Source organism: Streptomyces albicerus (assembly GCF_008905045.1).
GTDB classification, from domain to species: Bacteria; Actinomycetota; Actinomycetes; order Streptomycetales; family Streptomycetaceae; genus Streptomyces; species Streptomyces albicerus.
In genome coordinates, this window is the sequence record NZ_VWMY01000018.1 from 13,430 (window position 1) to 37,968 (window position 24,539).

The following is a 24,539-nucleotide window of genomic DNA, read 5'->3' on the forward strand; positions in this document are numbered from 1 at the left end:
ACTCCCACATGGAAAACCGGCTCAAGAACAAGAACACGACCAACCCCGATGTGTGGACCGCGATCCAGCACCTCCAGAAGGCGATCGCCGCCGGGGGCGTCGACCCGAAGCTGCTCGCGCTGGTCCACCTGCGCGCCAGCCAGATCAACAGCTGCTCGGCGTGCGTCTACGCCAGTGTCGCCGGAGGGAAGAAAGCCGGTGACACCGACGAGCGGCTGCACAACGTCGCAGCGTGGCGCGAGGCGCCGTTCTACACCGACGCGGAGCGCGCGGCACTGGCGCTGACCGAGGCCGCCACCCGGCTGCAGGACGGTGCGCCGGGCGTCACCGACGAGATCTGGGAAGAGGTCAACGCCCACTTCACCGAGGAGCAGATCGGCGCGATCAACCTGGAGATTGCGCTGACCCACTTCTTCAACCGGATCAACCGCACGGTCAAAGAACCGGCCGGCAAGACCTGGGGCTGAGCCAGCGCGGCTCTTACCCACTGAGGCTTCCCCAGCGAAATGATCTCCGGGTGGCCCACGGGGCCGGGCAGGCGTGAAGCCCCTGGTAGGACTGGTCCGCCAAGATCATGTCCGCTCCAACCAGAGGCTTCACGTTGGTCACCTATGCTGCCGCGCTCGACGTCCCACGCCACATCGTGGAGTTCCTCGCCCGGCTGCTGGCCGCCCACCGGCGCGGGATCGGCACCCCGAAGGGCTCTCGCGTCCTGGGCCCGTTCCGCCAGGCCGTACTGGTGCTGCGCTGGTTCCGAGAACACGGCTGCGTGCACTGCCTGGCCCGGGACGCCGGGATCTCGCAGGCCACCGGCTACCGCTACCTCCCTGAGGGCATCGGCGTGCTGGCCGCCCAAGCTCCTCCGTGTCCCTCGTCGGCTGTGTTGCTTTCACAGCCAGGCTGTTGATCGACGTGTGTCGCAAGCGCGGAACTCACCGGTCGCCTTCCCGGGTCAGCAGGTCCCAAAGCCACGCTCAGCAGCCTTGTGCCGAGGGTCAGGACGACGAACTCGGTTCAGCCGCCTACCTCGACTTCGAGCCCCGGGACGCCGTTCCGGACATGTGGAAGGAGACGGGAGTCCGTGCTTTAGGGAAGAGGAAGCGGTCGAGGTGTTCGATGGTGAATCCCGCGCGTGTGATGGCTTCTTGTGTGTCGCGGCCGGTGTGACAGCCGCCGACGAGGAGCGGCCAGACGGTGGCGTCCAGCAGGCGCTGAACCCGGGTGAGGCCAGAGGTATCGGCGCGGACGTGTTCCAGGAAGCGGAGTCGTCCGCCGGGTCTCAGTGCGCGCAGGGCTTCATCGAGTGCCGCGTCGGGATCGGGGACCGTGCACAGCACGAAAGAGAACACTGCGGCGTCAAAGCTCTCACCGGGCACGGGCAGACCCTCGGCACTGCCGGCGACGACCTGGACCGGAACGGGCGCCGGCTGCGCGGCGGATTGGGCGAGTCGCCTCAGGTGCGGTTCGGGTTCAACGGCCAGTACGTGGGTGACGGTGGGCGGGTAGTGGGTGAAGTTCGCGCCGTCCCCCGCACCGATCTCGATGACCTCGCCGGTGAGTCCGGCGAGAAGGGTGCGGCGGTGTTCGGTCATGCCTGCTTGTTCCATGGCTTTGCTCATGCGGGGGTAGAGCCGGGAGAAGAGAGGGCGGTTCATGTCGATCACCAGGCCACGGGGAGGTTGACGAGGCCGCCCGTTAGCACCTCGCTGCGGACGGTCAGTTCCTCGACCGGTATGGCGAGCCGCATCGTGGGGAAGCGCCGGACGAGCTGCGCGAGGGCGACCTGCAGCTCGATGCGGGCCAGGGGTGCGCCGAGGCAGTAGCGCGCGCCGTGTCCGAACGTGAGGTGGGAGGCGGCGCGGCGTGTGATGTCGAAGCGGTCGGGGTCGGGAAAGGCCGCGGGGTCGTGGTTGGCGGCGCCGTTGTCCAGCATCACGATCCCCGGCTTGGATGGTGACGCCGCCGATGTCGAAGTCGGTGCGGGCGTAGCGGGGTATGCCTCCGCCGCCTTTGCCGGGAGCTCGCAGGATCTCTTCGACCGCTCCCGGGACCCGGTCGGGGGCCTTCGCCATGGTCTGCCACTGGTCCGGGTTGGAGAGCAGCAGCAGTGCGCCGAGGCCGATCTGGACGACGGTGGTCTCATAGCCGGCGAACAGCAGGGCCATCGCGAGCATGGCGATCTCGTCGTCGCCGACCCCGTCGGTCGCGCAGAGACGTGAGATCACGTCGTCACCTGGATCGCAGCGCTTGCGCGCTACCAACTCCATCCCGTACTGGAACAGTTCACCCAGTCCCTGTTCGGATCGCGGACGGTCGAGCACGTCGGCGGCGGCCTGCGTCCAGGTGCGGAACCGGGCGCGGTCTTCGTACGGCACGCCGAGCAGCTCGCAGATGGCCAGGATCGGCAGCGGCAGCGCGAGGGCTGTGACGAGGTCGGCCGGCTGGCCCTGGTGGGCGAGTTGGTCGAGTAGTCCTGCGGTCAGAGCTTCCAGGCGAGGGCGGAAGGCGCGCATGCGCCCTGGCGTGAAGTGCGGCTGGAGCAGGGAGCGCATGCGGACGTGGTCGGCATTCTCGGTCGCATAGTTGCCCAGCGGTCCGCCGAAGAGGGCCGACTCGTTGGAGCGGGCGGCGGCTTCCGGGCAGGGGTGGGAGCGGCCGAGGCGGGCGTCGTCCAGGAGCCGGCGCACCTCGTCGTATCCGGTGACCAGCCAGGCGTCGTCGCCGACGCGGGTGCGGATCTTGTGGACGGCTCCCTGGGCCTGCAACTCGCGCAGCAGCGGAGGGATCTGCAGGGGGCCGGTCTGTTCGAAGGGCAGCTGGGGAGTCACGGCAGCTCCTGAGAGCTCGTTTGTATACTCTGACGTAAACAAACGTACTTGTACACTCGTGAGTAAACAAGAGGAGGGTCATCGGGTGGCAGAGCAAGCGGGCTCCGCGGGCGTCGAGCCGGTGAAGCGGATGCGGCGGGCCGAACGGCGCGAGCAGATCTTGGATGCCGCCACCCGGGCGTTTGCGCGCGCCGGCTTCGTGGGCACCGGCCTTGATGACGTCGCCGCCGAGGCTGGCATCACTCGGGTGATGCTCTACCGGCACTTCGAGTCGAAAGCCGACATGTACCGGGCGGTCCTGGACCGAGCCTGCGTCCGTCTGGCAGAAAACGTGGGCAGCGACAACTTCGACGAGGACTCGGTCCCCGCCCTGGTCCGTGCCGCGGCGGCCGACCCCGACGCCTTCCGGCTGCTGTTCCATCACGCCGCCCGGGAGCCGGAGTTCCGCGACCTCATCGACACGCTCACCACGGCTTCAACCGAGATCGCCCAGCACAACCTCGCCGCACTCCTGCCCGCCGGACCCTGGCTGGACTGGGCGGCGCGGGTGATTCCCGTCTTCACCATCGAGGCGGTCATCGGCTGGCTGGACGCCGGACAGCCCGACCCCGATGCCGCGGCATCCAGGATCAGCGAGGCCATCCACGGCGTCATCGAGGCCGCACGCCCGGCCGACATCTGAACCTTGCGCGCCAAAGCCGCAGTCTCAGGGCCCGGCCGCGGCCGGGTGCCACGGTGCGTCGGCACGAGTGGGGCGGGCGCGGGCGTTGAGCCGCAGCGCGTACACCGGCCGGTCGGGGCCAGGGGCGGGGCCGAGGTAGGTGTGGCCGGTCATGTGGCACCAGGCGGGCAGGTCGAGCGGGGCGGCCGGGTCGGTGGCGATGACGTGCACGACCGTGTCCGGCTCGGCCTCGGCGATGCGGGCGCGCAGCTTCAGCAGCAGGGTTACGCACAGCAGGCCGGTGCCATCGACGGTGATGTCCGCCGCCGGAACGGCCGCCGTCATGGCGCCGGTCTCTGGGTGACGCGCTACAGACGGCGGGGCAGCGCGCCCTGCTTGCCCTTCTCCAGCCGTCTCCGCGGCCATCATTTCCCTGCTCGCTGAACACGTTGAGGATGCTCTCGTGGCGCGGTAGTAGAAACGGCGGTGATCAGCTCGATGGTCCGCTCGATGTCGTCGGCGGTGGTCCAGCGGCCCAGCGAGAGGCGGAGCGCGGCGAGGCTGCGGGTGTCGGGCAGGCCCATGGCGCTCAGTACCGGGGAGGGCCGGTGGTCGCCGCTGTGGCAGGCCGAGCCGGTGGAGGCGGCGATCTCAGGTACGGCGTCGAGGAGTTCGTGACCGCGGATGCCGTCGATGCTGATGTTGAGCGTGTTGGGCAGGCGCGGTTCTGCGGGGCCGTTCAGGTGGATGCGGCCGGGGAGTCGGGCGGTGAGGCCGGTGTGGAGGCGGTCGCGCAGTGCGGCGATGCGCTGTGCGCCGCCGTCGGTCAGCTCCTTGGCGGCGAGTTGGGCGGCGGCGCCCAGGCCAGCGGTGAGGGCGACGCTCTCGGTGCCGGAGCGCAGGCCGCGTTCCTGGCCGCCGCCGTAGATCAGCGGTTCGAGGGCGACATCTGCGCGGATGTACAGGGCGGCGATGCCCTTCGGGGCGTACATCTTGTGGCCGACGATCGTCATGAGGTCGACGCCCAGGTCCCGTACGTCCATGGGGATCTTTCCGGCGGCCTGGGCGGCGTCGCAGTGGAAGAGCGCGCCGTGGGCGTGGGTGATGCGGGCCAGTTCGGCGATGGGCTGGAGGGCGCCGGTCTCATTGTTGGCGGCCATGACGGAGACCAGGACGGTGCGCTCGGTGAGTGCGGAGGCCAGTACCGCCGGGTCGACGAGACCGTCGCCGTCGACGGGCAGGTACGTCACCGCAGTGCCATGGTGCCGTTCGAGGGCGTGGCAGGTTTCCAGAATGCCGGGGTGCTCGGTGACCTGGGTGATCACGTGCGGGCGGTCGGTCTTAGCGGCGAGTACGGCGCCGCGCAGGGCGAGGTTGTCGGCCTCGGAGCCGGAGCCGGTGAAGACGATCTCTGAGGCGTCCGCGCCGATGAGTGCGGCGACCTGGCCGCGGGCGAGGGCAAGGGCCCGCTGGGGCTCGGCGCCGTAGGCGTGGCTGCTGGAGGGGTTGCCGAACCAGTCGGTCAAGTACGGGCGCATCGCCTCGGTGACCCTTGGGTCGACCGGGGTGGTGGAGTTGTAGTCCAGGTAGACGGGGCTGCCCTCGATCGCGGGGATCACGCGGCGACCCCGCTGTCCACGGGCAGCTCAGCGAGGCGCCACTCCAGCATCCCGTCGGTCAGCCGGACCGCCTTGCGGCCGCGGGCGTGCAGCAGGCGTACGGCGTCGTAGGCCAGGACGCAGTAGGCGCCCCGGCAGTAGGCGACCACTTCGGCATCGTCCGGCAACTCGGCGATGCGGTCAGTGAGTTCGTCGACGGGGATGGAGATCGCGCCGGGGATGTGTCCGGCGGCGTACTCCTCGGCCGGGCGGACGTCGAGGACGACGACCCCGCCCGCCTGGGCGCGCGCCAGGAGGTCCTCGCGGTTGACCTCCTCTGCTTCGTCCGTGCCGAGGTAGGCGGTGCGGGCTGGTTCGACGGCGGCCTGGTGTGTCTGGGCGACCTGGCGCAGCAGGGCGTAGAGGGCGGCGACGTCGTCGCCGGCCAGCCGGTAGTGGATGCGCACGCCCTCGCGGCGGGTGGCCACGAGGCCGGCCTGCTTCAGGGTCTGCAGATGCGCCGAGGCGGTGGTCAGGTTCAGCCCCGCGGCCTTGGCGAGCGCGTCGACGGTGCGCTCGCCCTGTGCCAGCAGATCGAGCAGTTCCAGGCGCTTTCCACTGCTCAGTGCCTTGCCGGTGCGGGCGAAAGCGTCGTACAGCGCGGCTTTGCGCTGGGGGTCTCCCATGGCATCCTCCATCATTCCATGGAATATTGTAGCTAAGGGTGGGCGTTGAGGCGACCCGCACCTGATGGGACACCCTGGAGGACCCGATGGGCTTCACCGACGATCACTTGGTACCGCTGGTCGATGAGGGTCTGGGCAACAGCGCCTACCTCGTCGACCTCGGCGGCGGACGGGCCCTGGCCGTCGATGCGAGTCGCGATCTGCGGGCACTGCGTGCAGCCTCCGACCGACGCAGCCTCACGGTGGCCTTCGCCGCCGACACCCACCTGCACGCCGACTTCCTGTCCGGTGCGGTGCAGCTGGCCGCCGACGACGGCGCCGCCGTACTCGCCTCCGCCGCCGGCAACCGAGCCTTCCCGCACACCGCGCTGGCCGACGGCGACGAGATGGACCTCGGCGGCCTTACCTTGCGCGCGCTGGCCACCCCCGGCCACACCGACGAGCACCTGTCCTTCCTGCTCCTGGACGGCGCCCGCGAGCTCGGAGTCTTCACCGGCGGTTCCCTGATCGTCGGCTCGGCCGCCCGCACGGACCTGCTCGGCGCCGACCGCGCGGAGGAGCTGGCCCGCGCCCAGTACCGCTCGCTGCGCCGCCTGGCCGAACTGCCGGACGCGACAGCCGTGTGGCCGACACACGGCGCCGGGTCCTTCTGCTCCGCACCGCCGGGTGCCGAACGCACCACCACCATCGCCGCGCAGAAGCGGGCCAACCCCCTGCTCGCCGCACCGGACGAGGACACCTTCGTACGGCAGCTACTCGACAGTCTCGGCTCCTACCCCGCGTACTTCGACCGCCTGAGCGAGGCGAACCGGCACGGTCCCGCCGTCCTCCGCTCCGCCCCCAGTCTCCCGGCACTCTCCCCGGACCAGATGCGCCACTTGATCGGCGAAGGCGCCCAGATCATCGACGTACGCCCCGTGGCGGACTTCGCCGCAGGGCACATCCCCGACGCCGTCTCCATCCCACTGCGGGACCAGTTCGCCACCTGGCTGGGCTGGCTGCTGCCCGACGACACCCCACTCGTGTTCGTCACCAACCCCGATCAAGACCTCGCCGAACTCACCTGGCAGGCCCTGAAGATCGGCTACGAGCGACTGGCAGGACACCTCGACGGCGGCATGGACGCCTGGACCACTGGCGGCGGAGAGCAGGAACGCATCGAGCTGCTCACGGCCGACCGGATCGCCGAACGCCCCGTCCTCGACATCCGCCAGCAGGCCGAACACATCGCCGGACACATCCCCGGCGCGATCCACATCGAACTCGGCGACCTCACCGAACACAGCGCCGAGGCACCTCGGCGCCCCGTCGTGGCCTGCGGCCACGGTGAACGCGCCATGACCGCAGCCAGCCTCCTGCAGCGCACCGGCCACAAGCAGCTCGCCGTCCTCGACGGCGGACCGACCGACTGGTCCAAGGCCACCGGCCGCCCCCTGGAGGAGACCGCGTGACCACCCACACCCCCGGCGAGACCCGCCCCGCAATACGCCTCGGACTACGGGCCAACCTCGCCCAGTTCAGCCTCCTCGTCGTGGTCAACGCCCTGGTCGGCGGCATGCTCGGGCAGGAACGCACCGTCCTGCCATTGCTGGCCGACGACGTCTTCCACCTGTCCGCATACACCGCGGCCATGACCTACATCCTGGCCTTCGGCGCCACCAAGGCCGTCACCAACTTCTTCGCCGGCACCTGGTCCGACCGCTACGGCCGCAAACCGGTCCTGATCGCCGGCTGGCTCATCGCCCTGCCCGTGCCCGCCATGCTCGCCTGGGGCCCCTCGTGGGGCTGGATCATCGCCGCCAACATCCTGCTCGGCATGAACCAGGGCCTGACCTGGTCCACCACCGTCATCATGAAAATCGACCTGGCCGGCCCAGAGCGCCGCGGCCTGGCCATGGGCTTCAACGAGGCCGCCGGATACGTCGCCGTCGCCGCCACCGCCATGGCCACCGGCGCCATCGCCGAACACGCCGGACTGCGACCCGAGCCGTTCCTGCTCGGCGCCGCCTACGTCGTCCTGGCCCTGGGCCTGTCCACCCTCGCGGTCCGCGAGACCCGCGACCACGCCCGCTACGAGGCAGCCCGCCACGTCACCATCGCGGGCAACGAGCACGACGCGGAACTGACCACCGCCCAGATCGCCCGCCTCACCAGCCTCCGCGACAAGGCGCTGTCCGCCGCCAGCCAGGCCGGCATGGTCAACAACCTCAACGACGCCCTCGCCTGGGGCATCTTCCCCCTCCTCTTCGCCGCCCACGGCCTGTCCATCGCCCAGATCGGCATCCTCGCCGCCCTCTACCCAGCCGTCTGGGGCGCGGGCCAGATGCTCACCGGCTGGTGGTCCGACCGCATCGGACGCAAACACCTGATCACCGCCGGAATGCTGCTGCAGGCCGCCGCCATCGCCCTCGTCGCCGCCGGTACCACCTTCGGCGTCTGGGCCACCGCCCAGATCCTCCTCGGCGTCGGCACCGCGCTGGTCTACCCGACCCTGCTCGCCGTCGTCGGCGACGTCGCCCACCCCGCCTGGCGGGCGCGCGCTGTCGGCGTCTACCGCCTCTGGCGTGACGGCGGCTTCGCCGTCGGCGCCCTGCTGGCCGGAGCCCTCGCCGACGCCTACAGCCTCACCACCGCCATCTGGGCCATCGCCGCCCTCACCGCCGCCTCCGGCCTGGTGGTGGCGGTGCGGATGTACGAGACACATCCACGAACCTGACGTATCGAAGAAGAACGCCACTGGTGTCCGCGAGATCGGTTCGGCGAGATTCCTGGCGTCTGCACCTACAGGTACAGGTGCAGGACTGCGGGGCCGAAGGTGAGGCAGCGCAGCGACTCGTAGGAGCCGGGCAACGCTGTGGAGCAGGGTACTCAACCTCGAACGCTGCCGTTACGGCTCGCCCGCACCAGGGCGACCAACTGTCTCGACCGGTCAGCACCGATCCGCAGTTCTTTACGCAACGACTCGGCCGAGACCGGGCGCTGATGCAGTTCCCAATGCCGAGCATCCATCCGCCGGGCACGCTCCAGAAGCGGATCAACGTGGGCCCGGTCACGGTCGGGATCATTCTCGCTGTGCTCCTCATCGCCGATTTCCACCTTCGCCCGGCCCGCCGGCCGGTGCGCCAGCAGCTCCACCGACAACAGCAACGCGACCGGTGGCCACCCGGCGACCAGCACCGGCTTCCAGGCCAGCGACGGCGCGGCCGCGATATTCGCCGCCAGGGACACCACGATCCCCAGCAGAAAAGCCAGCCACACGACGTATCGTGCCCGACGGCCACCACGCCCGGACGGCTTCAGCAAGCCGACCGTCGCCAACAGCAACAAACCGTCCACCGACAGCGGCCACAACGACGCGCTCACCTCATCCGCGCCACCCTGCAGGGCGAAATCCCGCTGATGAACGTACGAGGCATACGCCGCAACCCCCGCGACCACCAACGCACAGCCACACCGCAGCCACGCATCAAAATCAGGCGACTCGCCCCTCACCGTCCGGCGCGGACCTTCGCCCGGGACAGACCCCACGTCCGAGTCGCCCATCACACCGACCCATCCCACGCCGCAGGACGAAACCGCCCCTCCACCACCAGCCGCCCAACAAGAAACCGCTGGTCAGCCCTGCAACCCTCTGCATGTGGCCCCGCCGGGGACTCGAACCTGCGGTCGTTATTCCTTCGTTGTGCGCAGGTGAGGCGCCCCAGCGGCTGGAACTGGAACCGGTTGGAAATCGGACATGGTTCCAAGACGCCAGTGTCCAAACCCAGCACGAGAATGCGCCTTCTCCGGTGACCACGAGCAGTCCCATGGCTCGTGCATCACGAAGGAGAAGGCATGCGATCTTCCCGAATGGCTCCGTCGGCGACCACCGTGAGGTCGTGGGCTTCATAATCCTCACGATCGTGCCGACCTCCTTACGCGAGGCCAGCAGGTTCATCACGGAGCATCACCGCCACCATCGTCCGCCCCAGGGAATGAAGTTCGCCCTCGGTGTTGCCGCGGATGGAGTGCTTGTGGGTGTGGCTGTGGTGGGCCGGCCCGTCACTCGGCACCTGGACGACCGTGCAACGCTCGAGGTGACGCGCTCGTGCACCGATGGCACCCCCAATGCGAACTCCAAGCTGTACGGGGCGGCATGGCGGGCCGCCCGTGCGCTGGGCTACCACCGCCTTGTCACCTACACCGAAGAAGGCGAATCCGGTGCGAGCCTGCGCGCCGCCGGTTTCCGGCCGGTGGGAGTCGTGGCGCCGCACGCGGGGTGGGACAGGCCCAATCGAAGCTGGCATGCGCAGGCACGGGCGGTGACACGAACGCGCTGGGAACTGATCACAGCGGGCTACTGCCGCCCAGATACCGAGTCGTCAACTGCACTTGACTGCAGCCCTTCTGGCACTAATATCGCAGCCCCGGCGCCAGCCCCCGGGCCGCATGACCAGCCCGTTCACGCAGCGACCGCATGCTTGCGAGCCCACGGCGGGCAACGCAGCACGCGCAGGTCGTCGTGAGCCGCAGCGACGACGCCGACGTGACCGTTGAGGTCCCGGATGAACCACCGGTCCTCACGCCGCTCGCGGCAGCCGCGCTGCTGCGTCTGATCTGTGATGCCGCGCATCGTCCTGCTGACACCGAAGCCCGGATGCCGCCCGGCGGGCTGTCCACTGCAGAAGATTCGAGGCACGAAAGGAAGCCGGATCAGTGATCTCATTCGCCTTCGCCGGCCGGTGCTCGACCGAGGACCAACAAGATCCCGAGACCTCCCGAAACTGGCAGCTCACGCGCGCGGGTCCTGATCGAATCGCACGGTCAGATCGTGGCCGAGTACTTCGACATCGGGCAGTCCCGCTCCATCCCGTGGAAACGCCGACCGCGGGCCTCCCAACTCCTGGAGGCTCTCAAGGATCCGGACCGGGGTTTCGACGCGGTGGTGATCGGCGAACCGCAGCGGGCCTTCTACGGCAACCAATACGGTCTCACCTTCCTCGTCTTCACCCATTACGGCGTACGCCTGTGGGTGCCGGAGGTCGGCGGCCCCATCGACCCCGACTCCGAGGCCCACGACCTGGTGATGTCGGTGTTCGGCGGGGTGAGCAAGGGCGAACGCACCCGCATCAAGATCCGCGTCCGTACCGCGATGGCGGCTCAAGCCCGGGTCGAGGGCCGCTTCCTCGGCGGCCGCCCGCTCTATGGCTACCGCCTCGTCGACGCCGGGCTTCACCCCGATCCGGCGAAGGCGGCCGACGGCAAGCGACTGCACCGTCTCGTGCCCGACGGGGTAACCGCCTGGGTCGTGCGACGCATCTTCGCGGAATACCTGGCCGGCTTCGGCATCTTCGCCATCGCACAGCGTCTGACGAACGACGGCATCCCCTGCCCTTCAGCCCATGATCCGCAACGCAACCGGCACCGGTGCGGAGTCGCCTGGTCGAAGAGTGCGGCCCGGGCGATCCTGCAGAACCCGCGCTACACCGGCTACCAGGTCTGGAACCGGCAGCGTAAGGAAGAGCTACTGATCGACGTCGACGACGTCGCGCTCGGGCATCGGACCCAGCAAACCTGGAACAAGAAGGGTGCATGGATCTACTCCGACAAACCAACCCACAATCGCGGGCTGGATCCGTGAGGTGCAGACACAGCGCGCGGCCGCTCAGTCCACCTTGGACAACAGCGCTCGCAATGGCGGGAAGGCCGCCCGCACCGTCAGCCGCGAGGAGATCCGCGGCATCGTGGAGGGTTTCGGCGGCCTGCTGGCGCTCCTCCGCCAGGCCGACCCCGCGAACAAGGCCGAGTTCTATCGCCGACTCGGCCTGCGCCTGACCTACGACCACGAAACACGGATGGTGCTGGCCGAAACCCGGCCAGCACCATCCGTGTGCGCAAAGGTTGTGTCCGAGGGGGGACTTGAACCCCCACGCCCGATAAAGGGCACTAGCACCTCAAGCTAGCGCGTCTGCCATTCCGCCACCCGGACTAGGTGTCTGCCGCCTTGACGGGGGTGTTCCCCGGGGCGACGTGGACAACAATACCAAGCTTTCGGGGTGGCTTTCACCTGCGTTTCTGGGCTGTGAGGGTGGTCGTGGGGACCGGATGCGCACCCTGTACGAGGGGTACGCATCCGGTCACTGCCGGCACTCGGAGGCAGATGCCGAGGGCCGGGAGGCCGGGAGCGCGTTCCGGTTCAGCGCGTCCCGGCCAGCACGTCCCGGCCAGCACGTCCCGGCCAGCACGTCCCGGCCAGCGCGTCCCGGTCAGCGCGTCCCGGTCACGGCATGAGGTGGTAGTCCGGGAAGTTCCCCGGCAACCGCTCCCCCGCCGGACCTCGCGTCACCGCGCGCACCAGCAGCTCGCCGCCCACGAAGGCGCCGCGCCAGGACGCGCCGAAGCCGCCGAAGAGCTCGTCCCGGTCGCCGCGCGAGCGGGGCTTGCTGCGGCCGACCTTGAAGGCGCGGATCTGCGGGGCCAGACGGTTGTAGGTGGTCTCGTCATCAGTCGACAAGGTCGCGACGAGCGCGCCGTTCGACGCGTTCATGGCAGCGAGCAGCTCGGCCTCGGTATCGACCAGGACGATGGTGTCGACCGGGCCGAAGGGTTCCGCGTGGTGGAGGGGCGAGGACGGGGGCGGGTTCAGGAGGGTGACCGGCTGGACGTACGCCGCCGTGTCCTGGCCGGGCAGGAAGCGGGCGTCGGACAGCTTGCCGCGGTGCAGCGGGACGGCGCCGCGGTCGATGGCCTCGGCGACCTGGTCGTGGAGGTCCTTCGCCTTGGCCGCGTTGATCACCGGCCCGAAGTCCAGCTGCGGATACGGGTCGTCGGGTTGCTCGACCGCGAGCGGGTGGCCGACCCGGAGGGTGCGGACCGCCGGGAGGTACGCCCCGAGGAACTCGTCGAACAACTCGCGCTGGACGACGAAGCGCGGGTAGGCCGTGCAGCGCTGCTTCCCGTAGTCGAAGAGCTTCGGGATGACGGTCGTCAGTGCGTCCCAGTCCGTGTAGTTCCAGATGCCCCAGGTGTTCAGGCCCTCCTGTTCCAGTACGTGTCGCTTGCCGAGGTCGGCGACGGCCGTGGCCACCGCGGCGCCCGTGTCGCGGCCGCCGACAAAGGAGACGCAGCCGATCTCGGGCGCGCGCACGAGCGCCTCCGACAGCTCGCCTCCGCTGCCGCTGACGAGGGTGACGGGAATCCCTTCGCGTGCGGCGAGCGCGCAGGCCAGGGTGAGACACGCGACGCCGCCGTCGGTCGGGGTCTTGGCGATGACCGCGTTGCCTGCCAATGCCTGTACCAGCATTGCGTGAACGAGCACGCTCATCGGGTAGTTCCAGCTCGCGACGTTGGACACGGGCCCCTCCAGCGGGGCCCGGTCCTCGAGCATGGGATCGATTCCGTCGACGTACCAGCGCACACCGTCGATGGCCCGGTCGACGTCGGCCTGCGCGAGCCGCCAGGGCTTGCCGATCTCCCAGACGAGGAGGAGGGCGAGCAGTTCGCGGTGCTGGGTGAGCGCGTCGAGGGTGGCCGCGACGCGGGCCCGGCGTTCGTCGAGGGGTACATGCCGCCAGGCGCGGTGGTGGTCGAGGGAGGCGCGTACGGCCTGTTGGGCGGTGGCGCGGTCCAGGCGGGGCGGGCCCGCGATGGGGCTGCCGTCGACGGGGCTGGTGGCGGGCAGCGCCCGGCCGTCCGCCTGCCAGGCGGCGCCCCAGAGGTTGAGGACACGGTCGTCCCGGAAGGCTTCCGGCGCCACGGCGAGACAGCGCTGCCAGGCGTCGGTCCAGGAGGTGTGGGACTTGAGGGTGAGGGTGGGTGCCATTCGGTTGCTCCGCTCTCGGTGCACAGTCGAGAAGGAAAGGGCCCGAAGGCCCTTCCTTGGAGGGGCGGTGGCGGGAGACGGGTGGGCGGTCGTGCATGGCCCGCCTCGCGTACGGGAGCACTGCGGTACGCACTCGCGTACGGAGGCGTCGTACGCGGGACGCTAGCGAGGCGCCGCTGCGCCTGTAAGTAACCTCACGTCAACTATGAGTGACGTCACGGCCGCTCTTCCAGTACGGCGAGTACCAACCGTGCAGTCTCGGTCGGCGTGTCGCCCACCCGTACCCCGGCCGCCTCCAGGGCTTCCTTCTTCGCCTGGGCCGTGCCGGAGGAGCCGGACACGATCGCGCCCGCGTGGCCCATCGTCTTGCCCTCTGGGGCGGTGAAACCGGCGATGTAGCCGATGACGGGCTTGGTGACGTGCTCGCGGACGTACGCGGCCGCGCGTTCCTCGGCGTCGCCGCCGATCTCCCCGATGAGGACGATGAGTTCGGTGTCGGGGTCGTCCTGGAAGGCGGCCAGGCAGTCGATGTGGGTGGTGCCGACGACGGGATCGCCGCCGATGCCGACGCAGGTCGAGAAGCCGATGTCGCGGAGTTCGTACATGAGTTGGTAGGTGAGTGTGCCCGACTTGGACACCAGGCCGATGCGTCCTGACTTGGTGATGTCGGCGGGGATGATGCCCGCGTTGGACTGGCCGGGCGTGATCAGGCCCGGGCAGTTGGGGCCGATGATCCGCGTGCCTTTCGTCTTCGCGTACGTGGTGAAGGCGACCGAGTCGTGGACCGGAATGCCCTCCGTGATGACGACGGCGAGTCCGATGCCTGCGTCCGCGGCCTCCACAACTGCCGCTTTGGCGAAGGCGGGTGGGACGAAGACGACGGTGACGTCGGCGCCGGTCGCCTCGATTCCCTCGTGCACGGAGCCGAAGACGGGCACGGCACGGTCGTCGAAGTCGACGGTCTGCCCGGCCTTGCGCGGGTTGACTCCGCCGACGACGTCGGTGCCGGCGGCGAGCATGCGCCGGGTGTGCTTCATGCCCTCGCCACCGGTCATGCCCTGGACGAGGACCTTGCTCTCCTTGGTGAGGTAGATGGCCATGTCCCGCTCCTTCAGATGGCGTTGGCGAGTTGGGCGGCGCGGCGCGCGGCGCCGTCCATGGTGGTGGCCTGCTGGACCAGGGGGTGGGCGCGGTCGTCGAGGATGGCGCGGCCGCGTACGGCGTTGTTTCCGTCGAGGCGGACCACCAGCGGTTTGGTCAACTGGACGGTGTCCAGGGCCTGCACGATGCCGTCGGCGACCGCGTCGCACGCGGTGATGCCGCCGAAGACGTTCACGAAGACCGACTTCACGGCCGGGTCGGAGAGGATGACCGAGAGGCCGTCGGCCATGATCTGGGCCGATGCTCCGCCGCCGATGTCGAGGAAGTTGGCGGGGCGCGCGCCGCAGCCCGCGACCACGTCGAGGGTCGACATGACGAGGCCCGCGCCGTTGCCGATGATGCCGACCTCGCCGTCCAGCTTCACGTAGTTGAGGCCCTTGGCCGCGGCGGCCGCCTCCAGCGGATCGTCGTGCGCCGACTCCTGGTCGCCCCAACGCGCCTGCCGGAAGCGGGCGTTGTCGTCGAGCGTGACCTTGCCGTCGAGCGCGAGGATCTGCCCCTGGGCCGTACGGACGAGGGGGTTCACCTCGACCAGGACGGCGTCCTCACGGATCAGCACGTCCCAGAGCCTGACCAGGACGTCGACGGTGTGCGGAGGCAGGTCCGCCGCCTCGGCGATCTCGGTCGCCTTCGCCGAGGTGACGCCCTCGGCCGGGTCGATGTGGACACGTGCCACGGCGTCCGGCCGGGTGGCGGCGACCTCCTCGATGTCCATGCCTCCCTCGGCGGAGGCGATCGCGAGGAAGCGGCCGGCGGCACGGTCGAGTACGTAGCTGACGTAGAACTCGCTCTCGATGTCGACCGGTTGGGCCAGCATGACCTTGCCGACGGTGTGGCCCTTGATGTCCATACCGAGGATCTGGCGTGCCGTCAGTTCGGTGGCGGCCGGGTCGGCGGCGAGCTTCACGCCGCCCGCCTTGCCGCGTCCGCCGGTCTTCACCTGTGCCTTGACGACGACGCGGCCGCCGAGCCTGCGGGCGATCTCGCGTGCCTCCTTGGGCGAGTCCGTGACCTCCGCCCTCGGCACCAAAATTCCGTGTTCCTCGAAGAGTTCCCTTGCCTGGTGCTCGAACAGGTCCATCTCGGCTCCCTCTTAAAAGTGCCGCACGCCCCCTGGACACCACCCACCGGATGCGGGATAACAAGCTTCATACAGTATTCGTCGACTGTATGCAATCTACCGCGACGGCATCCACGAGCAGTGCGCGCACACCGTCTGAGCTGCATCAGAGCGCGCCCAATCCCCTACGAAGGGACAGGACTTCGCCATGCCCGACGACAACAGCCAGAACCTCATCTCCGGTGGGCACCTGGTCGCCAAGGCACTCAAAGCGGAGGGTGTGGAGGTCATCTACACGCTCTGCGGCGGCCACATCATCGACATCTACGACGGCTGCGTCGACGAAGGCATTGAGGTCGTCGACGTCCGCCACGAACAGGTCGCCGCCCACGCCGCCGACGGCTACGCGCGCATCACCGGCAAGCCCGGCTGCGCGGTCGTCACCGCCGGTCCCGGCACGACCGACGCCGTGACGGGCGTCGCCAACGCCTTCCGCGCGGAGTCCCCGATGCTGCTGATCGGCGGCCAAGGGGCCCACACGCAGCACAAGATGGGGTCCCTGCAGGACCTGCCGCACGTCGACATGATGACCCCGATCACCAAGTTCGCGGCGACCGTGCCGGACACCGCGCGCGCCGCCGACATGGTGTCGATGGCGTTCCGCGAGTGCTACCACGGGGCGCCGGGCCCGTCCTTCCTGGAGATCCCGCGCGATGTCCTCGACGCCAAGGTGCCCGTGGAGAAGGCGCGCGTGCCCAAGGCGGGGGCCTACCGCGCCTCGACCCGCTCGGCCGGCGACCCCGAGGCCATCGAGAAGCTCGCCGACCTGCTCGTGCACGCCGAGAAGCCCGCGATCCTGCTGGGCAGCCAGGTGTGGACCACCCGCGGCACCGAGTCCGCCATCGACCTCGTACGCACCCTCAACATCCCCGCCTACATGAACGGCGCCGGACGCGGCACCCTGCCGCCCGGGGACCCGCACCACTTCCAGCTCTCGCGCCGGTACGCGTTCTCGAACGCGGACGTGATCGTGATCGTGGGCACCCCCTTCGACTTCCGTATGGGCTACGGCAAGCGGCTGTCGGCGGACGCGACCGTCGTGCAGATCGACCTCGACTACCGGACCGTCGGCAAGAACCGGGACATCGACCTCGGAATCGTCGGCGACGCGGGGCTGATCCTGAAGTCGGTGACCGAGGCGGCCTCCGGGCGCGTCAACGGGGGCGCGTCGAAGCGCAAGGAGTGGCTCGACGAACTGCGCGCCGCCGAGCAGACCGCCATCGAGAAGCGGCTGCCGAGCCTCAGGTCGGACGCCTCACCGATCCACCCGTACCGGCTGGTCAGCGAGATCAACGACTTCCTCACCGAGGACTCGATCTACATCGGCGACGGCGGCGACATCGTCACCTTCTCCGGTCAGGTCGTGCAGCCCAAGTCGCCCGGGCACTGGATGGACCCAGGTCCGCTGGGCACGCTCGGCGTCGGTGTCCCGTTCGTGCTCGCGGCCAAGCAGGCGCGGCCCGACAAGGAAGTAGTCGCCCTCTTCGGAGACGGCGCCTTCTCGCTCACCGGCTGGGACTTCGAGACCCTCGTCCGCTACAACCTCCCCTTCGTCGGCATCGTCGGCAACAACTCCTCCATGAACCAGATCCGTTACGGCCAGGCCGCCAAGTACGGCCTGGAGCGCGAGCGGGTCGGCAACACCCTCGGCGACGTCCACTACGACAAGTTCGCCCAGATGCTGGGCGGTTACGGCGAGGAGGTCCGCGACCCCGCCGACATCGGCCCGGCGCTCCAGCGCGCCCGCGAGTCGGGCAAGCCGTCGCTGATCAACGTCTGGGTCGACCCGGACGCGTACGCCCCCGGAACCATGAACCAGACGATGTACAAGTGAGGTGGCCCCGATGACAGCGACGATACCGACGGCAGCGACGCCGGCGGCCTCGACCAAGGCTCTCGAAGGCATCCGCGTTCTCGACATGACGCACGTCCAGTCCGGGCCGTCCGCCACCCAGCTGCTCGCCTGGCTCGGCGCGGACGTCGTCAAGCTGGAGGCGCCGACCGGTGACATCACGCGCAAGCAGCTGCGCGACCTCCCGGACGTCGACTCCCTCTACTTCACGATGCTCAACTGCAACAAGCGGAGCATCACCCTCAACACCAAGACCGAGCGCGGCAAGGAGATCCTCACCGAGCTGATCCGGCGCTCCGACGTCATGGTCGAGAACTTCGGACCGGGCGCGATCGACCGCATGGGCTTCACCTGGGACCGCATCCAGGAGATCAATCCGCGGATCGTCTATGCCTCCATCAAGGGATTCGGGGACGGCCCGTACACCAACTTCAAGGCGTACGAGGTCGTCGCGCAGGCCATGGGCGGGTCGATGTCGACCACCGGATTCGAGGACGGGCCGCCGCTGGCGACGGGGGCCCAGATCGGGGACTCGGGCACGGGCATCCACGCCGTGGCGGGGATTCTCGCGGCGCTGTACCAGCGGGAGAACACCGGGCGTGGTCAGCGGGTCAACGTGGCCATGCAGCATGCCGTGCTCAACCTCTGCCGGGTGAAGTTGCGCGATCAGCAGCGGCTGGCCCATGGACCGCTCGCCGAATATCCCAACGACGACTTCGGCGACGAGGTTCCCAGGTCCGGGAACGCGTCCGGCGGCGGCCAGCCCGGCTGGGCCGTCAAGTGCGCGCCGGGCGGTCCGAACGACTACGTGTACGTCATCGTGCAGCCGGTCGGCTGGAAGCCCATCAGCGAGCTCATCGGGCGGCCCGAGCTGGCCGAGGACCCCGAGTGGGCGACCCCCGAGGCACGGCTGCCCCAGCTCAACAAGATGTTCCAGCTCATCGAGGAGTGGTCCGCCACGCTCCCCAAGTGGGAGGTCCTGGAGAAGCTCAACTCCCACAACATCCCGTGCGGCCCGATCCTCTCCACCAAGGAGATCATCGAGGACCAGTCGCTGGTCGCCAACGAGATGGTCGTGACGGTGCCGCACCCCGAGCGGGGCGACTTCGTGACCGTGGGCAGCCCGCTGAAGCTCTCCGACTCCCCCGTGGACGTGACCAGTTCGCCGCTGCTCGGCGAGCACAACGAAGAGGTGTATGTCGGCGAGCTCGGTCTCGGTGACGAAGAGCTGCGCCTGCTCAAGTCGAACGGAGTGATCTGATTGATGGCCGAAGACCGGGTGCTGAGGGTGCGTACACTCCTCGACGCCGTGCGGGCCGAGGGGCGGACCGCGCTGACCGCGCCCGAGGGCAAGGTGATCGCCGACGCGTACGCGATCGCCGTCCCCGGCGAGGAACTGGCGACCGACGTCGAAGAGGCGGTCGCGTACGCGGCGCGCTTCGGCGGCCCCGTCGTGATGAAGATCGTCTCCCCGGACATCCTCCACAAGACCGACGCGGGCGGCGTGATCGTCGGCGTGGAGGGCGCGACCGACGTACGGGCCGCGTTCCACAAAATCATCGACAACGCACGCGCGTACGCGCCGGACGCCCGTATCGAGGGCGTGCAGGTGCAGGAGTTGCTCCCGCAGGGGCAGGAGGTCATCGTCGGTGCGGTGACCGATCCGACGTTCGGGAAGGTCGTAGCCTTCGGACTCGGCGGTGTTCTCGTCGAGGTCCTGAAGGACGTCACGTTCCGGCTGGCGCCGGTGGACGCGGACGAGGCGCTGTCGATGCTGGACTCGATCCGGGCCGCGGAGATCCTGCGCGGGGTGCGCGGCGCGCCGCCGGTGGACCGGTGGGCGATCGCCGAGCAGATCCGCCGGGTCTCCGAACTGGTCGCGGACTTCCCGGAGATCGCCGAGGTGGACCTCAATCCGGTGATCGCCACCCCGGAGGGTGCGGTGGCCGCGGACATCCGGGTCATCCTCGCCGAGGAGGTGGCGAAGCCTCGGCGCAAGTACTCACGCGAGGAGATCCTCACCTCGATGCGCCGGCTGATGCAGCCGAGCTCCGTCGCCGTGATCGGTGCCTCCAACGAGCAGGGCAAGATCGGCAATTCGGTCATGCGCAACCTCATCGACGGCGGCTTCTCCGGAGAGATCCATCCGGTGAACCCCAAGGCCGATGACATTCTGGGCCGCAAGGCGTACAAGAGTGTCACGGACGTTCCCGGTGAGGTGGATGTGGCGGTCTTCGCTATCCCCGCCAAGTTCGTGGCCTCGGCCCTGGAGGAGGTGGGACGCAAGGGGATCCCCAACGCCGTCCTGATCCCCTCGGGGTTCGCGGAGACCGGTGAGCAGCAGCTCCAGGACGAGATCGTGGCCATCGGCGAGCGGTACGGCGTCCGGCTGCTCGGGCCGAACATCTACGGCTACTACTCGACGTGGCAGGACCTCTGCGCCACGTTCTGCACGCCGTACGACGTGAAGGGCGGCGTCGCCCTCACCTCGCAGTCCGGTGGCATAGGGATGGCCATTCTGGGTTTTGCGCGCACTACGAAGACGGGTGTTTCCGCGATCGTGGGGCTCGGCAACAAGTCGGACCTGGACGAGGACGACCTGCTGACCTGGTTCGGCGAGGACCCCAACACCCAGTGCATCGCCATGCACCTGGAGGACCTCAAGGACGGGCGCGCCTTTGTGGAGGCCGCGCGGGCGACCGTCCCGAAGAAGCCGGTCGTCGTCCTGAAGGCGGGCCGTACGGCGGCCGGTGCCAAGGCCGCGGGATCGCACACGGGAGCCCTCGCGGGCGACGACGCCGTGTACGACGACATCCTGAAGCAGGCCGGAGTCATCAGGGCGCCCGGTCTGAACGAAATGCTGGAGTACGCGCGCGCGTTGCCGGTGCTGCCGACTCCGCAGGGCGACAACATCGTGATCATCACCGGCGCGGGCGGCAGTGGCGTACTGCTGTCCGACGCCGTGACCGACAACGGGCTCTCCCTGATGGAGATCCCGCCGGACCTGGACGCGTCCTTCAGGAAGTTCATCCCACCCTTCGGGGCCGCCGGCAACCCGGTGGACATCACGGGCGGCGAGCCGCCGTCGACGTACGAGGCGACGATCCGGCTCGGTCTGGAGGACCCGCGGATCCACTCGCTCGTCCTCGGCTACTGGCACACCATCGTGACCCCTCCCATGGTCTTCGCCGAGCTCACCGCGCGCGTGGTGGCCGAGTTCCGGGAGCGCGGGATCGAGAAGCCCGTTGTGGCGTCGCTCGCGGGCGACGTCGAGGTCGAGGAGGCCTGCCAGTACCTCTTCGAGCACGGGGTCGTGGCGTACCCGTACACGACCGAGAAGCCGGTGGCCGTGCTCGGCGCGAAGTATCGCTGGGCCAGGGCGGCGGGACTGTTGGGGGGCGGTCGATGAACTGAGCGACGGCCGAACCACGGGGCCTGCGGTGCCGCTCGCCGCAGGCCCCTGCGCGAAGAGAACGGACAGGGGGCGCTGGCCAGGCTTCTTCCACGCGAAGGGTTCGAAAGAAATGGCGACAACTGACATCTCCACATCCGTCCCCTACAGGGAGGTGACGGACGCCAACGGCCGGATATACCGGCTCGGCGAGACCGATATCGACATCATGGGGCGCAAGCGCAAGTGGATGGTCATCCTGCCCTGGGTGGGCATGATGGGCATCAGCTCGGCGGAGTACGCGTTCGCGTCCGCCGAGGACACACTGCACGACGCGCACCACTGGTCCAGCCAGAACATCTACTGGATGCTCACGGCCTGGGTCTTCTGTCAGGCCGCGGTCGCCTTTCCGGCGGGAAGGCTGCGTGAAACCGGCAAGCTGCCGGCCCGTTGGGCGATGATGCTCGGCGCGGGCGGGACACTGATGGGCTATCTCTCGCTGGCCTACGCGCCGAACGTCGCACTCGCACTCATCGGCTTCGGTGTGTTCAGCGGTATGGGCGCGGGCATGGTGTACGCCACCTGCGTCAACATGGTCGGCAAGTGGTATCCGGAACGCAAGGGCGGCAAGACCGGCTTCGTCAACGGGGGCTTCGCTTACGGCTCGGTGCCCTTCGTCTTCCTGTTCACCACCGTGATGGACATCTCCAACTTCAAGGTCGTCCTGGTCTCGGTCGGTGTCTTCCTCGCCGGGGTCGTGGCCGTCGCCGGCTACTACTTCAAGGACCCGCCGAAGAACTGGTGGCCCGCGGATATCGACCCGCTGAACCCGCCGGATGACCCGCGCGCCCGCCGTGCGCTGGAGAAGAACCCGCCGGCCGTCCACCAGTACACGCCCATGGAGGCCTGGAAGACCGGCCGGGTGGCGCTGATGTGGTTCTGTCTGGCGTGCACCTCCGGCGTGAACATCTTCGGTATCTCCTTCCAGATCGATATCGGCGAGCACGCGGGCTTCGCCGGCGGGATCGTGGCCACCGCCATGTCGCTCAAGGCGATCGTCAACGGCACCGGGCGCGGTGTCATCGGCTGGCTCTCCGACCTCTACGGCCGCAAGCAGTGTCTGATCTACGTCTGTGTCATCCTGGGCGCCGCCCAGTTCGGCATCATCTGGTCGGCCGAGATCAAGAACCTGCCGCTGTTCCTGATCTTCTCCGCGATCTCCGGCTTCGGCGGCGGCGCCATCTTCCCGATGTTCGCGGCCATGACCGCGGACTACTTCGGGGAGAACAACAACGCGACCAACTACGGCATGGTCTACAGCTCCAAGCTCGTCTCCGGTCTGGGCGCGGGTATGGGCTTCATGGTCGTCGATGCCTGGGGGCTCAACGGCGCCTTCATCCTCGCCGGCTGCATCTCGTTCTTCGCCGGCTTCGTGGCGTTGTTCCTCCACCCGCCGGGACGTCCCCACAAGGGCAGCATCTCGCCCAATCCGCAGCCGATCAGCCGCGAGGTGATCGACGGGCCGGACCGAGCGGAGTGACACACGGAAACCGGGACCGCCCGGGCCTCGGAGGCCCGGGCGGTCCCGTCCTGTGCGCCTGCCGAACAGAGACCGCGGCGAGGAGGCGCGCAGCTCGACCCTGCCCATCAGTTACCACTGAAATTCCCCGCCCTCACATGTCGAGAAAGATAAAAAATTGGATCAGAAATGCAATCTCAAATAAGGCTCAAAAATCACGGAAGTGGGTCCACTAATCCGCAGCCACAAGTACCCTTCCGCTACGGGTGAAAGCTTCGAACCGGAGGAATTTCATGCCAAGAATAAGACAGGTGGCGGCAGTCACCTTGGCGGCCGCAATGTTGATGATCACAGGCGCCAATTCAGCCCATGCCGATGACTATTCGGTTACGCTGCGCAGTTCGAGTGGAACACTCCTCGCTCAGCTGAACTTCATAGACAACGGAGATGACTTCGAAGTCTGGGACCACCGTGCGGATAGTCACGGCGTGCGGGCGTACGTAGAACGGTTCTACAACGATCGTTGGCACTTCTTCGCAACCAAGTACAACGGCGGCGGCGCGGGGAGCTACACCGTAATCAACAACGTCGACGTTCTGAGCGCCTTCGCGCACCGGATGAGGATCTGTCGGGTGGACGGCGCAAGCGACGAGAGTCCAGTCGACTGCTCCAGCTGGAAGACCTTCACAGAGGTCGGATAGGTGTGATCCGCCGATGAACTGCAGGGCACGCCCACCCCTCTGATCTGGGCTGAGCGCACAACGGTCGGCCCTGGAATGCATGGATCCAGGGCCGACCGTTTGTGTACGAAGTTGTCAGTCGCCGCAGCGCTCGCGCAGCGAGTGCAGGTGCTCGCTGGACTTGCGGGCGAAGGCGAAGGACTCGACTGGGTTGTCGTGTTCGGCCTGCCAGTGGTGGGCCAGACGGTGGCCGCGCAGGCGGGTGACGCCGGAGATAAAGCGCTGGTAGTCAATGTCGCCGTCGCCGACGTCCGTCATGCGGTAGCCGTACGTGTTCGACGGGTCGCTCACGCCGTCCTTCACGTGGAAGAGCGGGTAGCGGTCGGGCTGCTTGAGCACGTAGTCGAGGGGCTCGAAGGGCGCGGGCGTGCCGTCGGGCCGCTTCGAGAAGCGGAACTGGCCCGAGTACGCCCAGAAGATGTCCATCTCCAGGTAGACGAGCTTCGGGTCGGTCTCGGCGAGCAGCACGTCGTAGAGGCGGACCTTCGGGTTGTCGGTCGCGAAGGAGAACTCCTCGGAGTGGTTGTGCTGGTAGAACTTCATGCCGCGCGCCTTCGCCGCCGCGCCGTAGGTGTTGAACTCCTCGGCCGCGCGCTTCCACGCGTCGACGGTCGAGCCGTAGCGGAACGGGCCCGAGGCGGTGCCGATGTGCTTGAGGCCGAGCGCCTGGGCGTCGTCGAGGACCTTGGTGAGGTTCTGGGCGAAGGTGTAGGCGTTCGGGTCATCGGAGTAGTAGCCGACGTGGCTGCCTATGGGATTCAGGCCGTAGTTGCGCGCCAGCCGCTTGAGCTGGGCGAGGGTGATCGGGCCGGCCGAGCCCTGGGTGTATCCGGCGAACTCGACCTCGTCGTAGCCGTACTTCTCCAACTCGGCGAATACGGGGGCGAAGCCGAGCGTGGAGACCTTGTCGCGCAGGCTGTAGAGCTGGATGCCGAGCCGGCCGGGCGGCAGGACGGGACGGCCCCGGCCCTTCTCCGCGGCCGCTGCCGGGGTGGCGGCGGTGCCGAGCAGGGCGGCCGCGGTGGCGCCGGCCGCGACGCCCAGCATGCCTCTTCTGCTGAGTCGGTGGGCGAGTTCGGGATCGTCGTTCTTGCTGGTGGAAGCCGTGAAGGAGGTACGGCTGGAGCGGCTCATGCCTGGAAACTCCTCGATGTGAGAGGGCGTTGTCAGTGGTGAGTGCTT

The 24,539-nt window shown here is 68.6% G+C and carries 24 protein-coding genes and 1 tRNA gene; 14 read left to right on the plus strand and 11 right to left on the minus strand.

Annotated elements, in window-relative coordinates:
* The first annotated feature begins 8 nt into the window (after positions 1-8).
* Positions 9-467, plus strand: a complete 459-nt coding sequence (locus GAS53_RS17460; protein WP_151478539.1) for a carboxymuconolactone decarboxylase family protein — start codon at positions 9-11, stop codon at positions 465-467.
* 134 nt (positions 468-601) lie between these two features.
* Positions 602-907, plus strand: a complete 306-nt coding sequence (locus GAS53_RS58350; protein ID WP_192583150.1) for a hypothetical protein — start codon at positions 602-604, stop codon at positions 905-907.
* 115 nt (positions 908-1,022) lie between these two features.
* Here GAS53_RS58350 and GAS53_RS17470 read toward each other — a convergent pair whose 3' ends face one another.
* A complete protein-coding gene (locus tag GAS53_RS17470; RefSeq protein WP_192583151.1) occupies positions 1,023-1,655 on the minus strand; it encodes a class I SAM-dependent methyltransferase in 633 nt (210 codons plus the stop codon).
* A gap of 5 nt (positions 1,656-1,660) precedes the next feature.
* Entirely contained in the window at positions 1,661-2,143 is a 483-nt protein-coding gene (locus GAS53_RS58000) for a cytochrome P450 (RefSeq protein WP_225858959.1), read from the minus strand.
* A gap of 415 nt (positions 2,144-2,558) precedes the next feature.
* Here GAS53_RS58000 and GAS53_RS56335 point away from each other — a divergent pair, with 415 nt between their 5' ends.
* Both GAS53_RS56335 and GAS53_RS17480 read left to right on the plus strand, forming a co-directional pair.
* Positions 2,559-2,840 (plus strand): hypothetical protein, encoded by a 282-nt coding sequence (locus GAS53_RS56335; RefSeq protein WP_225858960.1) that lies wholly within the window; start codon positions 2,559-2,561, stop codon positions 2,838-2,840.
* Positions 2,841-2,913: 73 nt separating this feature from the next.
* The gene (locus GAS53_RS17480) at positions 2,914-3,510 is read left to right on the plus strand and encodes a TetR/AcrR family transcriptional regulator (RefSeq protein WP_225858961.1); all 597 of its coding nucleotides are present in this window, start codon (positions 2,914-2,916) and stop codon (positions 3,508-3,510) included.
* 24 nt (positions 3,511-3,534) lie between these two features.
* Here the strand turns inward: GAS53_RS17480 and GAS53_RS17485 are convergent, their stop codons facing one another.
* The 3 genes from GAS53_RS17485 to GAS53_RS17495 all read right to left on the minus strand — a co-directional run bounded on the left by GAS53_RS17485 (position 3,535) and on the right by GAS53_RS17495 (position 5,773).
* The gene (locus tag GAS53_RS17485; RefSeq protein ID WP_151478540.1) at positions 3,535-3,834 is read right to left on the minus strand and encodes a sulfurtransferase TusA family protein; all 300 of its coding nucleotides are present in this window, start codon (positions 3,832-3,834) and stop codon (positions 3,535-3,537) included.
* A gap of 80 nt (positions 3,835-3,914) precedes the next feature.
* Positions 3,915-5,108, minus strand: coding sequence for a cysteine desulfurase family protein (locus tag GAS53_RS17490; RefSeq protein WP_225858962.1), 1,194 nt, complete (start codon positions 5,106-5,108; stop codon positions 3,915-3,917).
* Positions 5,105-5,773 (minus strand): ArsR/SmtB family transcription factor, encoded by a 669-nt coding sequence (locus tag GAS53_RS17495; RefSeq protein ID WP_192583152.1) that lies wholly within the window; start codon positions 5,771-5,773, stop codon positions 5,105-5,107. Before GAS53_RS17495 ends, GAS53_RS17490 begins: the two co-directional genes overlap by 4 nt.
* A gap of 86 nt (positions 5,774-5,859) precedes the next feature.
* Here GAS53_RS17495 and GAS53_RS17500 point away from each other — a divergent pair, with 86 nt between their 5' ends.
* Positions 5,860-7,224: an MBL fold metallo-hydrolase gene (locus GAS53_RS17500; protein ID WP_151478542.1), complete on the plus strand. Its 1,365-nt coding sequence runs from the start codon at positions 5,860-5,862 to the stop codon at positions 7,222-7,224.
* Positions 7,221-8,489, plus strand: a complete 1,269-nt coding sequence (locus tag GAS53_RS17505; protein ID WP_151478543.1) for an MFS transporter — start codon at positions 7,221-7,223, stop codon at positions 8,487-8,489. The genes GAS53_RS17500 and GAS53_RS17505 overlap by 4 nt, the downstream gene beginning before the upstream one ends.
* Before the next feature lie 152 nt (positions 8,490-8,641).
* Here GAS53_RS17505 and GAS53_RS17510 read toward each other — a convergent pair whose 3' ends face one another.
* Positions 8,642-9,316 carry a DUF2637 domain-containing protein gene (locus tag GAS53_RS17510; protein ID WP_151478544.1) on the minus strand — a complete coding sequence of 225 codons (675 nt, stop codon included), beginning with the start codon at positions 9,314-9,316 and terminating at the stop codon, positions 8,642-8,644.
* 263 nt (positions 9,317-9,579) lie between these two features.
* On the opposite strand from GAS53_RS17510, the gene GAS53_RS58355 reads away from it, so the two are divergent.
* From GAS53_RS58355 to GAS53_RS17525, 3 genes are all read left to right on the plus strand, one after another.
* Positions 9,580-10,278 carry an XF1762 family protein gene (locus GAS53_RS58355; RefSeq protein WP_404829245.1) on the plus strand — a complete coding sequence of 233 codons (699 nt, stop codon included), beginning with the start codon at positions 9,580-9,582 and terminating at the stop codon, positions 10,276-10,278.
* A complete protein-coding gene (locus GAS53_RS17520) occupies positions 10,275-10,472 on the plus strand; it encodes a hypothetical protein (protein ID WP_151478545.1) in 198 nt (65 codons plus the stop codon). Before GAS53_RS58355 ends, GAS53_RS17520 begins: the two co-directional genes overlap by 4 nt.
* A 108-nt stretch (positions 10,473-10,580) precedes the next feature.
* On the plus strand, positions 10,581-11,393 hold the full coding sequence (locus GAS53_RS17525; RefSeq protein ID WP_404829250.1) for a recombinase family protein: 813 nt from the start codon (positions 10,581-10,583) through the stop codon (positions 11,391-11,393).
* Between the two features lie 263 nt (positions 11,394-11,656).
* Here the strand turns inward: GAS53_RS17525 and GAS53_RS17530 are convergent.
* From GAS53_RS17530 to sucC, 4 genes are all read right to left on the minus strand, one after another.
* A tRNA-Leu gene (locus GAS53_RS17530) sits at positions 11,657-11,741 on the minus strand.
* A gap of 291 nt (positions 11,742-12,032) precedes the next feature.
* A complete protein-coding gene (locus GAS53_RS17535) occupies positions 12,033-13,574 on the minus strand; it encodes an aldehyde dehydrogenase family protein (protein ID WP_151478546.1) in 1,542 nt (513 codons plus the stop codon).
* A gap of 215 nt (positions 13,575-13,789) precedes the next feature.
* Entirely contained in the window at positions 13,790-14,674 is an 885-nt protein-coding gene (gene sucD, locus GAS53_RS17540) for a succinate--CoA ligase subunit alpha (protein ID WP_151478547.1), read from the minus strand.
* A gap of 11 nt (positions 14,675-14,685) precedes the next feature.
* Positions 14,686-15,816: an ADP-forming succinate--CoA ligase subunit beta gene (sucC, locus tag GAS53_RS17545; RefSeq protein ID WP_151478548.1), complete on the minus strand. Its 1,131-nt coding sequence runs from the start codon at positions 15,814-15,816 to the stop codon at positions 14,686-14,688.
* 187 nt (positions 15,817-16,003) lie between these two features.
* On the opposite strand from sucC, the gene GAS53_RS17550 reads away from it, so the two are divergent.
* The 5 genes from GAS53_RS17550 to GAS53_RS17570 all read left to right on the plus strand — a co-directional run bounded on the left by GAS53_RS17550 (position 16,004) and on the right by GAS53_RS17570 (position 23,318).
* Positions 16,004-17,689, plus strand: a complete 1,686-nt coding sequence (locus GAS53_RS17550) for a thiamine pyrophosphate-binding protein (protein WP_151478549.1) — start codon at positions 16,004-16,006, stop codon at positions 17,687-17,689.
* 10 nt (positions 17,690-17,699) lie between these two features.
* Entirely contained in the window at positions 17,700-18,968 is a 1,269-nt protein-coding gene (frc, locus tag GAS53_RS17555; protein ID WP_151478550.1) for a formyl-CoA transferase, read from the plus strand.
* A 3-nt stretch (positions 18,969-18,971) separates the two neighbouring features.
* The gene (locus tag GAS53_RS17560; RefSeq protein ID WP_151478551.1) at positions 18,972-21,116 is read left to right on the plus strand and encodes an acetate--CoA ligase family protein; all 2,145 of its coding nucleotides are present in this window, start codon (positions 18,972-18,974) and stop codon (positions 21,114-21,116) included.
* 115 nt (positions 21,117-21,231) lie between these two features.
* Positions 21,232-22,638 (plus strand): OFA family MFS transporter, encoded by a 1,407-nt coding sequence (locus GAS53_RS17565; RefSeq protein WP_151478552.1) that lies wholly within the window; start codon positions 21,232-21,234, stop codon positions 22,636-22,638.
* A gap of 290 nt (positions 22,639-22,928) precedes the next feature.
* A complete protein-coding gene (locus GAS53_RS17570; RefSeq protein WP_151478553.1) occupies positions 22,929-23,318 on the plus strand; it encodes a hypothetical protein in 390 nt (129 codons plus the stop codon).
* Positions 23,319-23,432: 114 nt separating this feature from the next.
* On the opposite strand, the gene GAS53_RS17575 is transcribed toward GAS53_RS17570, so the two are convergent.
* Positions 23,433-24,491, minus strand: a complete 1,059-nt coding sequence (locus GAS53_RS17575; RefSeq protein WP_151478554.1) for a sugar phosphate isomerase/epimerase family protein — start codon at positions 24,489-24,491, stop codon at positions 23,433-23,435.
* Positions 24,492-24,539 lie beyond the last annotated feature (48 nt).

Excerpts from the sequence above, each read along its gene's own strand:
- GAS53_RS58355 (WP_404829245.1), top strand. The coding sequence starts at position 9,580 with ATGGCTCGTGCATCACGAAGGAGAAGGCATGCGATCTTCCCGAATGGC.
- frc (WP_151478550.1), top strand. The coding sequence starts at position 17,700 with ATGACAGCGACGATACCGACGGCAGCGACGCCGGCGGCCTCGACCAAG.
- GAS53_RS17470 (WP_192583151.1), bottom strand. The coding sequence starts at position 1,655 with ATGAACCGCCCTCTCTTCTCCCGGCTCTACCCCCGCATGAGCAAAGCC.
- GAS53_RS17510 (WP_151478544.1), bottom strand. The coding sequence starts at position 9,316 with ATGGGCGACTCGGACGTGGGGTCTGTCCCGGGCGAAGGTCCGCGCCGG.
- GAS53_RS17560 (WP_151478551.1), top strand. The coding sequence starts at position 18,972 with ATGGCCGAAGACCGGGTGCTGAGGGTGCGTACACTCCTCGACGCCGTG.
- GAS53_RS17495 (WP_192583152.1), bottom strand. The coding sequence starts at position 5,773 with ATGGGAGACCCCCAGCGCAAAGCCGCGCTGTACGACGCTTTCGCCCGC.
- GAS53_RS17565 (WP_151478552.1), top strand. The coding sequence starts at position 21,232 with ATGGCGACAACTGACATCTCCACATCCGTCCCCTACAGGGAGGTGACG.
- GAS53_RS17550 (WP_151478549.1), top strand. The coding sequence starts at position 16,004 with ATGCCCGACGACAACAGCCAGAACCTCATCTCCGGTGGGCACCTGGTC.
- GAS53_RS17460 (WP_151478539.1), top strand. The coding sequence starts at position 9 with ATGGAAAACCGGCTCAAGAACAAGAACACGACCAACCCCGATGTGTGG.
- GAS53_RS17535 (WP_151478546.1), bottom strand. The coding sequence starts at position 13,574 with ATGGCACCCACCCTCACCCTCAAGTCCCACACCTCCTGGACCGACGCC.
- GAS53_RS58000 (WP_225858959.1), bottom strand. The coding sequence starts at position 2,143 with ATGAGACCACCGTCGTCCAGATCGGCCTCGGCGCACTGCTGCTGCTCT.
- GAS53_RS17575 (WP_151478554.1), bottom strand. The coding sequence starts at position 24,491 with ATGAGCCGCTCCAGCCGTACCTCCTTCACGGCTTCCACCAGCAAGAAC.
- sucC (WP_151478548.1), bottom strand. The coding sequence starts at position 15,816 with ATGGACCTGTTCGAGCACCAGGCAAGGGAACTCTTCGAGGAACACGGA.
- sucD (WP_151478547.1), bottom strand. The coding sequence starts at position 14,674 with ATGGCCATCTACCTCACCAAGGAGAGCAAGGTCCTCGTCCAGGGCATG.
- GAS53_RS17485 (WP_151478540.1), bottom strand. The coding sequence starts at position 3,834 with ATGACGGCGGCCGTTCCGGCGGCGGACATCACCGTCGATGGCACCGGC.
- GAS53_RS17500 (WP_151478542.1), top strand. The coding sequence starts at position 5,860 with ATGGGCTTCACCGACGATCACTTGGTACCGCTGGTCGATGAGGGTCTG.